This window comes from Aquabacterium sp., from assembly GCF_021768455.1.
GTDB lineage: Bacteria > Pseudomonadota > Gammaproteobacteria > Burkholderiales > Burkholderiaceae_C > Aquabacterium.
The window spans coordinates 1-10949 of record NZ_JAIZVX010000145.1; the positions used below are offsets into that span (position 1 = coordinate 1).

General features: G+C 67.5%; 11 protein-coding genes. 6 read left to right on the plus strand and 5 right to left on the minus strand.

All coding sequences use genetic code 11. The annotated features are described in order from the left end of the window. Together argA and QZ994_RS16075 are read left to right on the plus strand one after the other, a co-directional pair. Positions 1 to 1359, plus strand: a 1359-nt coding sequence (gene argA, locus QZ994_RS16070; protein WP_290873878.1) for an amino-acid N-acetyltransferase, incomplete at its 5' end; no start/stop codon positions are given. 27 nt (positions 1360 to 1386) lie between these two features. Beyond that, positions 1387 to 1659, plus strand: coding sequence for an oxidative damage protection protein (locus tag QZ994_RS16075; RefSeq protein ID WP_290873881.1), 273 nt, complete (start codon positions 1387 to 1389; stop codon positions 1657 to 1659). Positions 1660 to 1747: 88 nt separating this feature from the next. On the opposite strand, the gene QZ994_RS16080 is transcribed toward QZ994_RS16075, so the two are convergent. Next, a complete protein-coding gene (locus tag QZ994_RS16080) occupies positions 1748 to 2626 on the minus strand; it encodes an MBL fold metallo-hydrolase (protein ID WP_290873883.1) in 879 nt (292 codons plus the stop codon). Between the two features lie 109 nt (positions 2627 to 2735). Between QZ994_RS16080 and QZ994_RS16085 the strand changes: the two genes are divergently transcribed. The 4 genes from QZ994_RS16085 to QZ994_RS16100 are packed head-to-tail and all read left to right on the plus strand — an operon-like array spanning position 2736 to position 4665. Next, complete coding sequence (locus QZ994_RS16085; RefSeq protein WP_290873886.1) at positions 2736 to 3110, plus strand: metalloregulator ArsR/SmtB family transcription factor; 375 nt, start codon at positions 2736 to 2738, stop codon at positions 3108 to 3110. A 15-nt stretch (positions 3111 to 3125) separates the two neighbouring features. Further along, positions 3126 to 3560 (plus strand): YeeE/YedE family protein, encoded by a 435-nt coding sequence (locus tag QZ994_RS16090; protein WP_290873889.1) that lies wholly within the window; start codon positions 3126 to 3128, stop codon positions 3558 to 3560. 32 nt (positions 3561 to 3592) lie between these two features. Further along, entirely contained in the window at positions 3593 to 4015 is a 423-nt protein-coding gene (locus QZ994_RS16095; RefSeq protein WP_290873891.1) for a YeeE/YedE family protein, read from the plus strand. Beyond that, entirely contained in the window at positions 4012 to 4665 is a 654-nt protein-coding gene (locus QZ994_RS16100; protein WP_290873893.1) for a DUF599 domain-containing protein, read from the plus strand. The genes QZ994_RS16095 and QZ994_RS16100 overlap by 4 nt, the downstream gene beginning before the upstream one ends. 42 nt (positions 4666 to 4707) lie before the next feature. On the opposite strand, the gene QZ994_RS16105 is transcribed toward QZ994_RS16100, so the two are convergent. The 4 genes from QZ994_RS16105 to QZ994_RS16120 form a co-directional block, all read right to left on the minus strand. Continuing rightward, positions 4708 to 5667 carry an alpha-E domain-containing protein gene (locus QZ994_RS16105; protein WP_290873903.1) on the minus strand — a complete coding sequence of 320 codons (960 nt, stop codon included), beginning with the start codon at positions 5665 to 5667 and terminating at the stop codon, positions 4708 to 4710. A gap of 132 nt (positions 5668 to 5799) precedes the next feature. Next, positions 5800 to 7233 (minus strand): circularly permuted type 2 ATP-grasp protein, encoded by a 1434-nt coding sequence (locus QZ994_RS16110; protein ID WP_290873896.1) that lies wholly within the window; start codon positions 7231 to 7233, stop codon positions 5800 to 5802. A 141-nt stretch (positions 7234 to 7374) separates the two neighbouring features. Then, on the minus strand, positions 7375 to 8367 hold the full coding sequence (locus tag QZ994_RS16115) for a transglutaminase family protein (protein WP_290873898.1): 993 nt from the start codon (positions 8365 to 8367) through the stop codon (positions 7375 to 7377). Further along, the coding region (locus QZ994_RS16120; protein ID WP_290873900.1) for a circularly permuted type 2 ATP-grasp protein at positions 8364 to 10949 on the minus strand (2586 nt) is incomplete at its 5' end. The genes QZ994_RS16120 and QZ994_RS16115, both read right to left, overlap by 4 nt.

Consider the following 10949-nt stretch of genomic DNA (forward strand, 5'->3'; position numbering starts at 1 on the left):
TTCGTGCCCTGGTTTCGCTCCGTGGCACCGCACATCCACGCGCACCGCGGCAAGACCTTCGTGGTGGGGCTCTCCGGCGAGCTGGTGGCCGCCGGCAAGCTGGAAAGCTTTGTGCAGGACCTGGCGCTGATGCAGGCCATGGGCATCCGCATCGTGCTGGCCCATGGCTTTCGCCCCCAGCTCGAAGAACAGCTGCGCGCCAAAGGGCAGGTCTCGAAGTTCAGCCACGGCATGCGCATCACCGACGCGGTTGCACTCGACTGCGCCCAGGAAGCCGCGGGCCAACTGCGTTACGAAATCGAAGCGGCGTTTTCGCTGGGGTTGCCGAACACGCCCATGGCGGGCGCCTCGGTCAGCGTGATCTCGGGCAACTTCGTGACGGCCCGCCCGGTCGGCATCGTCGACGGGGTCGACTTCATGCACACCGGCCTGGTCCGCAAGATCGACGCGATGGCCGTGCGCCGCGCCATCGACACCGGCGCCATGGTGATGCTCTCGCCCTTTGGCTTCTCGCACACCGGCGAGGCCTTCAACCTGAGCATGGAAGACGTGGCCACCAGTGCCGCGATCGCCCTGCAGGCCGACAAGCTCATCTTCGTGACCGAGGTGCGCGGCATCCTGCAAAGCATCGTGCAGGACCCCAGCCAGGCCGCCGCCCTGGAGGCCAAGCAGCACGACCCCGACGAGGAAGTGGACAAAGAACTGGCCCTGCTGGACGCCAAGCGCCTGCTGGCCGCCCTGCCCAACCCGCTGCAGCCCACCGACACCGGCTTTTACCTGCAGCATGCGGTCAAGGCCAGCGAAGGGGGCGTCGAGCGTGTGCACATCATCCCGTACAAGGTCGATGGCGCCTTGCTGATGGAGGTGTTCACGCACGATGGCGTGGGCACCATGATCGTCGATGAAAAGCTCGAGAGCCTGCGCGAAGCCAGCCCCGACGACGTGGGCGGCATCCTGCAACTGATCGAGCCCTTCGAGCAGGACGGCACCCTGGTCAAACGCAGCCGCACCGAGATCGAACGCGATGTGGCGCAGTACACCGTGATCGAGCACGACGGCGTGATCTTCGGTTGCGCGGCGCTCTACCCCTTCCCTGAAGCCAGCACCGCCGAGATGGCCGCGCTCACCATCTCGCCCAGCGTGCAGGGCCAGGGCGACGGCGAACGCATCCTCAAGCGAATCGAGCAACGCGCTCGGGCAATGGGCCTGTCGACACTGTTTGTTTTGACAACCCGTACCATGCACTGGTTCATCAAGCGCGGTTTTGCGCAGGTCGACCCCGACTGGCTGCCCGAAGCCCGCAAGCGCAGCTACAAGTGGGACCGGCGCTCGCAAGTGCTGGTCAAGCACCTCAAGTGATCTGATTTTTTTCTCTGGACGACAACCATGGCACGCACCATCCAATGCAAGCACCTCAACAAGGAAGCCGATGGCCTCGACTTCGCGCCCTACCCCGGCGAGTTGGGCAAGCGCATCTACAACGAGATCAGCAAGGAAGCCTGGCAGCTGTGGCTCAAGCACCAGACCATGCTGGTCAATGAAAACCGCCTGAACCTGGCCGACGCCCGCGCTCGCCAGTACCTGGCCCGCCAGATGGAGCAGTTCTTCTTTGGCGCCGGCGCCGAGCAGGTGCAGGGTTACGTGCCGCCTGCGGCCTGAGGCGCCCACCGCAAGGCCATGCACATGGCCGGAACGACAAAGCCGACCCGAGGGTCGGCTTTTTCTTGGCTGACGGTGATTCGCAGCGTCACAGCGCGTTGAGCGGCACTTTCAGGTAACGCACGCCATTGTCTTCAGGGGGCGGCAACTCGCCCGCCCGCACGTTCACCTGGATGGATGGCAGGATGAGCGTGGGCATGTCGAGCGTGGCATCCCGCGCGCGGCGCATGGCCACGAAGGCGGCTTCGCTCACCCCGTCGTGCACGTGGATGTTGTGGGCGCGCTGCTCGGCGACGGTGCTGACCCAGGCGGGCGCGCGGCCCGCAGGCGGGTAGTCGTGGCACATGAAGAGCGGGGTCTCGGGCGGCAGGGCCAGCAGGCGCTGGACGGAACGGTACAGCTGCGCCGCATCGCCACCGGGGAAATCGGCACGGGCCGAGCCCACATCGGGCATGAAGAGGGTGTCGCCCACGAACACCGCGCCATCAACCTGGTAAGCCATGTCGGCGGGCGTGTGCCCTGGCACCAGCATGGCCGTGGCCTGCAGGCTGCCGATCTGGAAGACCTCGCCATCGTCAAACAGGTGGTCGAACTGGCGGCCATCGGGCAGGAAGTCGCGCTCCAGGTTGAAGAGCGCCTTGAAGGTCTTTTGCACCTGCTGGATGGCCCGGCCGATGGCGACCCGGGCGCCGGTCTGCTGCCGGAGCCAGGCGGCGGCCGAAAGGTGATCGGCATGGGCGTGGGTCTCGAGGATCCAGGCCACGCTCAGGTCCTGCTCGCGCACCCGGGTGAGGATGCGTTCGGCCGACGTGGTGTGCGTGCGGCCGGACCTGGGGTCGTAATCGAGGACCGGATCGACGATGGCCGCCTGGCGGGTGGCCGGGTCCAGCACGAGGTAGCTGACCGTCCAGGTGGCGGGATCAAAAAAGGCTTCGACCTGGCTGTGCGCAAGGTGGTGGAGGGTCATGGTGGCTCCTGCTGGGTGGGGCATCCGTGGATGCATCAATCAATCTGTTGACACATAATATGTATTTTTATAAAGTGTTGTCAACGCCTGTACCCCTTCGCTTCACACGATGACCGACGACCGCGCAGCCCCCTCCGCCGCCGAAGCGCCGCACCCGCCCCTCGACATCGCCGTCCTGCAGGCCGCAGCCGGCGAGGCCGTGGGCATGCTCAAGCTGCTGGCCAACCCGGACCGCCTCCTGCTGCTGTGCCAGCTCACCCAGGGCGAGCAGTGCGTCAGCGATCTGGAAAACCGCCTGGGCATCCGCCAGCCCACGCTTTCGCAGCAACTGGGCGTGCTGCGCCAGGAAGGCCTGGTGCAGACCCGGCGCGAGGGCAAACACATCTTCTACCGCGTCTGCAACGACAGGGCGCTGACCATCCTGCAGCTGCTCTACCAGCTCTACTGCCCCCCTGCGATGCAGGCCAGCCCCCTCCAGCCCTGAGCGAAGGACGACACCATGCACATCGATTGGCCTGCTTTCACCCCATGGGCCGCCCTGGCCGGCGGCGCCCTGATCGGCCTTGCGGCCGTGGGACTGGCGCTGTTGAATGGCCGCATCGCCGGCATCAGCGGCATCGTGGGGGGGCTGCTTCGCCCCGTGAAAGGCGACACCGCCTGGCGCGCAGCCTTCCTGATCGGCCTGCTGGGATCGTCCTGGGTCTACACGCTGTGGGCGCCGCTGCCCGCCGTGCAGGTGCAAGCGTCGGACGCCATGCTGGTGTTGGCCGGCCTGATCGTGGGCGTGGGCACGCGCTATGGCGCAGGCTGCACCAGCGGTCACGGTGTGTGCGGGCTTTCACGCCTGTCGCCGCGCTCGCTGGCGGCCACGCTGGCCTTCATGGCCACCGGGTTTCTGACCGTGGGGCTGCTGCGCCACGCCCTGCCCTTCTGAGCCCACAGCTGGTTCCACACAGGAGATCTCCCATGCGCCCCGCCTCGCTTCTCAGCGCCCTGATCGCCGGACTGGTGTTCGGCATCGGCCTCATCGTCTCCGGCATGGCCAACCCGGCCAAGGTGCTGGGCTTCCTGGACCTCGCCGGGGCCTGGGACCCTTCGCTCGCGCTGGTCATGGCCGGTGCCATCGCCGTGGGCCTCTTGGGCTTTCGGCTCGCCAAAGGCCGCAGCACTTCGCTGCTGGGTGAGCCCATGAAGCTCCCCACCGCCACCCGCATCGACCGTCGCCTGGTGCTGGGCAGCCTGGCCTTTGGCGTGGGCTGGGGCCTGGCGGGCTACTGCCCTGGCCCGGCCCTGGTCGCGCTGGGCAGCGGCCAGCGCCCGGCCCTGCTCTTTGTGGCCGCAATGCTGTTTGGCATGGGGCTGTTCGACTGGCTGGAGCGTCGCGCATGAGCACCTTCCTGCAAGCCGATCTGCTGGTCTGGCTGGCGGCCGCGGCCACCGTGGGCCTGGTCGCGGCCTACGAAGGGGTGCAGCGGCAACGCCACCGAGGCGAGCCGCGCAGGCTCGCCCGCGCGGCCCACGCCCAGTTGCGCGAAGACTGGCTGCGTGCGGCCAGCCGGCATCCGGGCTCCGAAGTCACCGGGGTGCAGACCCTGCGCAACGCCATGATGGCGGCCACCCTCACGGCCTCCACCGCGGTGCTGGGCCTGATGGGCACGGTCACGCTCTCGGCCGCCTCGCTGCACAACACCTTCGGCAGCCCGGGCGTGGCCTGGCCTTCGCTCACGCCGCGGCTGCTGCTCGAACTGGCGCTGATGGCCACGCTCTTCGCCGCCCTGGCCTGTTCGGTGATGGCCATGCGCTACTTCAACCATGTGGGCTTCGTCAGCGCCATGCCCGTGGGCTCGCCCGAGCGCGAGCGCTGGCAGGACACCGCCGTGGCCCATGTGCGCCAGGGTGGCCTGCTCTACGGCTGGGGTCTGCGGGCCTTGCTGATGGTGGTGCCCCTGGTGGCCTCCATCGTGCACCCGCTGTTCGGGCCGCTGGCCTCGCTGGGCCTGATCTGGGTGCTGAGCCAGATGGACAAAGTGCCCGCCTGATCACTCAGACGGGCACCTTGCCGGGGCTCGAAGCGAGGCCGGTCAGGCCGCTGGCATGAGGAAGTCGCGGCTGATGCCATAGCCCAGGTCGCCCACGCGGTCGAGGAACTGCGTGAGGTAGGCGTGCAGGCCGGTGGCCGTGATCTCGTCGATCGTGCTGAATTGCAGGTCGGCGCGCAGGCGGCCGGCACGGCGCAGGGTTTCGTGGCTGTGGTCGTTGGCCACGGCGCGCAGGTTGCTCACGACCTCGTCCATGCAGTGCACCAGCGAGCGCGGCATCTCGGCACGCAAGATGAGCAGTTCGGCCACCTTTTCCGGGCGGATCACGTTGCGGTAGACCTTTCGATAGACCTCAAAGGCCGAAACCGAACGCAACACGGCCGACCAGTGGTAGAAGTCGACTTCCTTGCCTTCGTTGCCAGCCCCCGAGCCAAAGAACTCGGTGTTGCGTGCGTGGAACTTCACGTCCAGCAGGCGGGCCGTGTTGTCGGCGCGCTCCAGGAAGGTGCCGATGCGCAGGAAATGCAAGGCCTCGTCCTGCAACATGGTGCCCACGGTCACGCCACGCGAGAGGTGCGAGCGGAACTTCACCCACTCGAAAACCTCGGCAGGATCGCGTTCCAGCAGGCCGTCTTTCAGCAAGCGGTTGAATTCCAGCCATGTCTGGTTGGTGGTTTCCCAGACCTCGGTGGTCAGGGCACCGCGCACGGCCCGGGCGTTTTCACGCGCGGCACGCAGGCAACTCAGGATGCTGGAGGGGTTGGCCGCGTCGCTCACCATGTAGGCCATGAGCTTGGCGGGCGAGATCTCGCCGTGCTTTTTCTGGAAGTCCTGGCTCAGTTCGCTGATGCTCAGCAGGCCTTTCCAGCCATTGAGCGCGGCTTCCTGCGACTGCGGCAGCAGCGAGGTCTGGTAGTTCACGTCGAGCAGGCGAGCCGTGTTCTCGGCCCGTTCCATGTAACGGGCCATCCAGAAGAGGTGGTCAGCGGTGCGCGACAGCATGGGCTTTATCTCCGTAAGCGGGGCTGCTTGGCGAATCGCCCCGGTGTCAGTCTCGATCAGGTGGGAGGGCAGGTGTTGTTCGATGCGTTCATTGAGCATGGGTGACCTCCGTGAGTGTTTGATCGTGGGCGCTCAGGTCTCCAGGACCCAGGTGTCTTTCGTGCCGCCGCCTTGCGAGCTGTTGACCACCAGCGAGCCTTCCTTCAGGGCCACGCGGGTCAGGCCGCCCGGCACCATGCGCACTTCCTTGCCGGAGAGCACGAAGGGGCGCAGGTCGATGTGGCGCGGTGCGATGCCGCTGTCCACAAAGGTCGGGCAGGTCGAGAGCGAGAGCGTGGGCTGGGCGATGTAGTTGCTGGGGTTGGCCAGCAGCGCCTTGCGGAAATCTTCGACCTCGGCCTTGGTCGAGGCCGGCCCCACCAGCATGCCGTAGCCACCGGCGCCGTGCACTTCCTTGACCACCAGATCGGCCAGGTTGTCGAGCGTGTACTTGAGGTCGTCCTTCTCGCGGCACACGTAAGTGGGCACGTTTTGCAGGATCGGTTTTTCGCCCAGGTAGAACTCGATCATCTTGGGCACATAGGGGTAGATCGACTTGTCGTCGGCGATGCCGGTGCCAAAGGCGTTGGCCAGGGTGACGTTGCCGGCGCGGTAGGCGCGCAGCAGGCCGGCCACACCCAGGGTCGAGTCCTTGCGGAAGACTTCCGGGTCCATGAAGTCGTCGTCAAGGCGGCGGTAGATGACGTCGACGCGCTGCGGACCACGGGTGGTGCGCATGTAGACGAAGTCGTCCTTCACGAACAGGTCCTGGCCCTGCACCAGCTCGATGCCCATCTGCTGCGCCAGGAAGGCGTGCTCGAAGTAGGCCGAGTTGTACTGACCGGGCGTGAGCACCACGGCCGTGGGCTCGTTGACGTTGGCCGGAGCCATGCCGCGCAGGGTGTCGAGCAGCAGGTCGGGGTAGTGGGCCACGGGGGCCACGCGGTGCTCGGCGAACAGCTCGGGGAAGAGTCGCATCGACATCTTGCGGTCTTCGAGCATGTAGCTCACGCCCGAGGGCACGCGCAGGTTGTCTTCCAGCACGTAGTAGGTGCCGCTGCCATCGGGGTTGCAGGCGCGGACCATGTCGATGCCGGCAATGATCGAGTAGATGCCGCCGGGCACCTTGAGGTCGACCATTTCCTTGCGGAACTGCGCGTTGTTCAGGATGGGCTCGGCCGGGATGATGCCCGCCTTGAGGATTTCCTGACCGTGGTAGACGTCTTCCAGGAAGCGATTGAGCGCGGTGACGCGTTGCTTCAGGCCCTTCTCCATCTCCTTCCACTCGTGGCTGGGGATGATGCGGGGGATGAGGTCGAAAGGAATGAGGCGCTCGGTGCCGGAGCCGTCTTCGTCCTTGTCGCCATAGACGGCAAAGGTGATGCCGACGCGACGGAAGATCATTTCGGCTTCGGCCCTGCGGGAGCGCATGAGCTCCTGGGGCTGTCGACTCAGCCAGCGCTGGTAAGCCTGGTAATGGTCGCGGACGTCCTCGCCGGACGCGTGCATTTCGTCAAAGAATCTCATCGTCTGATCCCCCTGTGGGGCGTTCCTTGGAAAGCTGCTTCACACCTGCTAATGCATGGAGTGTGCCAGCCTGCCCAGACGCTTGGATGACGAAGCACAAGTTTCGGGCGTGGCGTCATCCCGACGCCACAAGCCCGTGCATCACGCTCCTGTTTTGGTGCGAAGCGAGGGTTCAACCGCCTTGTCGTCCAGCGATCGGGTGGTCACACGCACCAACAAGGTGTGCTCACCACCGCCTCGGATCACGCCGCGCAGGGGGGTGACATCACCGAAATCACGGCCATGGGCCACACGGACGTGCATGGTCGAGGGCACGCAGTCGTTGGTGGGGTCCAGGTCGAGCCAGTCATCGGCCAGGGCCTGCCCCAGGCCCGGCACCCAGACGCTGACCCAGGCGTGGGAGGCATCGGCACCAACCAGGGGCGCCTGCCCCGGTGGCGGGCGGGTGAGCAGGTAGCCACTCACGTAGCGCCCGGCCAGGCCCCAGGCGCGCAGGCAGCCCAACATGAGGTGGGCGAAGTCCTGGCAGACGCCTTTGCGCTGGTCAAAGACGTCGAGGATGGGCGTGGAGATGTCGGTGGAGGCGGGGGCGTAATCGAAGTCGGTGTAGATGCGGTGCATCAGCTCGATGGCGGCCTCGGCCAAGGGGCGATCGTCCTGCAGGGACTGGCTGGCGTAGTCGCGCAACTCGGCATGCAGGGGCACATAGGGCGAGGTGTAGAGGTACTCGCTGGCGGGCTCGAAGGGCGCGCGGGCGCGGTAGGCCAGGCGCTCCTTGACCTCGCCGCAGGTGACGCCGGCATCGGGCTGCAGGCCCAGGTAGCGATCGGCCACCCTGACCTCGCTGCGGGCCACGACCTTGAGCTCGGTGTGGGGCGCATGCAGGGCGAAGTAGGCTCGGCTGTTGCCGTGGTTGTCGCGGCGCATGCTGTGCTGCGAGGGCACGGGGCTGACGCCCATCTCGAACACGTCCAGCAATTGGCCCGCATCGGCCAGTGGCCGCAGGCAGGCGATGTGCTGGGCATGCTCCACCGGGTAGGCGTAGTCGTAGAGCGTTTCGTGCTCGACGGACAGGCGCGCCCAGGTGGTGGGCGCTTCGGGCGTGTCCGCCGATTCAGGCAAGGGCGTGCTCATGCGCTCACCATGGAGTCGGTCGGTTCGGCATGGGCGAAGTATCGCCTGCCCACCTCGTCGGAGAGGCGCCAGCCCGCATCGATCAGGCGGTTGAGCAAGGCCAGCACGCGCTCGTGGCCCAGGGCCGGATCGCAGAGTTCGCCCAGGGAGGCACCCACGCCTTCGTGCGGCAGCAGCGAAAGCAGGTCGCCAGAGCGGTCGCTGCGGTCGGGCAGCTTGCCCAGCTCGGTGCGCAGGCGGCGCAGCACGCAGGCCAGGGCGCGGGGGTTGGTTTCGTCGAGCACCAGCAAGGCGAGCAAGGCAGGCTTCTCGAGCCGGCGCTGGAAGCGGGCGCGGAAGGTGATGGTGCTGTCGAACAGGGCCAGGATCTGATCGAAGCCCTGGGCGTGGTTCAGCGCGTCGTGCTCCCAGAAGGCCTTGAGGAAGCCGGCGTAGGCGGTGAGGCGCTCGATGAGGCGGCCCACGGTGAGCAGGCGCCAGCCGGGGTCGCGGGTCATGCGGTCGGTCTGCCCCCCGGTGACGGCCGAGAGCTGCATGCCCAGGTGCTCGAGGGCTTCGTGGGCCAGGGCCAGGCCCTTGGGACCACCGTGGCGCAGGCTGGCGGGCAGTTCGGCACCCTCTTCCGGTTCGACCGGGATGGTCTGCTTCAGGCGCGCCTGGAAGTCGCCCCCCAGTGCGCGCAGCAGGCGGGCGTGTTCGGGGGAGAAGCGGTCGCGCAGCACCTGGGAGGAGCGCTCCAGCGCCCCGAGGTTGAAGGCCAGGCTGTAGGCGCCCTGCTTGGCGGTCGGGTCGGCCAGGGCCTCGAGGGCGGCGCGTTCGAACACGCGGGGGGATTTTTTCAGGGGTGGCGTGCCGGCAGGCACCAGGCCATTGAGCTTGGCCAGGGCAGAGAGGGCATCGAGCACCGGATCGACGGGTTCGTCATCACCGTTTTGCAGGCTGATGAGGCTTTGCACCAGGCGGAGCTGGATCTCGCTGCGCTCGGTGTAGCGGCCCAGCCAGAACAGGTTCTCGCCCGTTCGGCTGGCGATCGGTCGCTGGCGGGCCACGAGCTCGTCCAGCGGCACCGCGGAGGGCAGCATGGAGAAGGTGTCCACCGTGCCGGAGGTCATGACCCAGGCGTCGAGGCTGGAGCCGCCGAGCTGCATGGAGACGGGGCCGGCGTCCCGCGTGGCGATGCGGGTCATGCCACCGGGCAGCACCTGCCAGCCGCCCTCGCCATCGGCCAGGGCGTAGACGCGCAGGGAGGCGCCGCGCATGTGCAGCTTGTCGCCAGCCCAGACGGGCGCCTGGGCGTAGGGCACGAAGGTCTGCACCGTGTAGGCGGCCGGGTCGTGGTCGATGCGGTCGAGCCAGCCCTTGAGCGCCGCGGACGTGAGCGTCTGGCCGATGACGGCATCGAAGCTCTGACGCAGGCGGGGCGAGCCGAAGCCCGGTGTGCCGGCATAGGGGTAACTGGGGCGGATGACCTGCTCGTCGAGTTCGGGTCGCACCGAATCCCAGGCGGCCCGCTCGCCGCACCACCAAGTGTGCAGCGAGGGCAAGGCCAGTTCTTCGCCCATCAGGTGGCGCGAGAGCGCCGGCAGGAAACCGTGCACCGCGGGCGATTCAAGGAAGCCCGTGCCCAGGGCGTTCGCCAGGGCCACGTTGCCGGCACGCACCGCCTGCATCAGGCCCGGCACACCCAGGGTGGAATCGGAGCGCAGCTCAAGCGGGTCGCAGTAGTCGTCATCGAGGCGGCGCAGCAGGCCGTGGATGGGCTCCAGGCCCTGCACGGTCTTGAGGTAGAGCGCCTCGTCACGCACGATGAGGTCGCCCCCCTCCACCAGGGGCAGGCCCAGGTAGCGGGCCAGGTAGGCGTGCTCGAAATAGGTTTCGTTGTACGGGCCCGGCGTGAGCAGGGCCAGGCGCGGCGTGCCACCCTGGGCGCAGGGCGCGGCCAGCTTGGTGAGGGTGTCGACCAGGCGGCGGTAACCGCTGGCGAGGTGCTGCACATTGAGGCCACGGTAGGCCTCGGGAAAGAGCCGCGAGGTGATCAGGCGGTTCTGCATGACGTAGCCCAGGCCGGAGGGGGCCTGGGTGCGCTGCGAAACCACCCACCAGGCGCCATCGGGGCCACGCACGAGGTCGAAGGCGACCACGTGCAGGTAGACGCCGCCCACGGGCTTCACGCCCTGCAGGCCGCGCACGTATCCGGGGTGCCCCAGCACCAGCGCCGAGGGCAGCAGCGCCTTTTTCAGGCAGGTCTGCTCGCCATAGGCGTCTTCCAGGATGCGGTTGAGCAGGGTGGCGCGCTGGGCCACGCCTTTTTCGAGGGCGGCCCAGTCGTCGGGCGCGATCAGCAGGGGCAAGGTCTCCAGCGACCAGGGACGGCTGGGGCCTCCCTGGGCGTTGTAGACGTTGTAGGACACGCCGTCTTCCTGGATCTGGCGCGTGAGCAGCGCCTGGCGGCGGCCCAGGTCGTCGAGCGGAGCGCCCAGGTGGGCGGCAAAGGCTTCCCAGGCCGGGCGCAAGCTGCCATCAGGCAGGCGCAACTCGTCGTAGTGCCCGGGTTCGGCTGGCCGGGTGCGGCGCAGCAGATC

Bases quoted from the DNA above. Each gene is read 5' to 3' on its own strand.
- QZ994_RS16115 (WP_290873898.1), bottom strand. From the start codon at position 8,367: ATGAGCACGCCCTTGCCTGAATCGGCGGACACGCCCGAAGCGCCCACC.
- QZ994_RS16080 (WP_290873883.1), bottom strand. From the start codon at position 2,626: ATGACCCTCCACCACCTTGCGCACAGCCAGGTCGAAGCCTTTTTTGAT.
- QZ994_RS16075 (WP_290873881.1), top strand. From the start codon at position 1,387: ATGGCACGCACCATCCAATGCAAGCACCTCAACAAGGAAGCCGATGGC.
- QZ994_RS16100 (WP_290873893.1), top strand. From the start codon at position 4,012: ATGAGCACCTTCCTGCAAGCCGATCTGCTGGTCTGGCTGGCGGCCGCG.
- QZ994_RS16110 (WP_290873896.1), bottom strand. From the start codon at position 7,233: ATGAGATTCTTTGACGAAATGCACGCGTCCGGCGAGGACGTCCGCGAC.
- QZ994_RS16085 (WP_290873886.1), top strand. From the start codon at position 2,736: ATGACCGACGACCGCGCAGCCCCCTCCGCCGCCGAAGCGCCGCACCCG.
- QZ994_RS16090 (WP_290873889.1), top strand. From the start codon at position 3,126: ATGCACATCGATTGGCCTGCTTTCACCCCATGGGCCGCCCTGGCCGGC.
- QZ994_RS16095 (WP_290873891.1), top strand. From the start codon at position 3,593: ATGCGCCCCGCCTCGCTTCTCAGCGCCCTGATCGCCGGACTGGTGTTC.
- QZ994_RS16105 (WP_290873903.1), bottom strand. From the start codon at position 5,667: ATGCTGTCGCGCACCGCTGACCACCTCTTCTGGATGGCCCGTTACATG.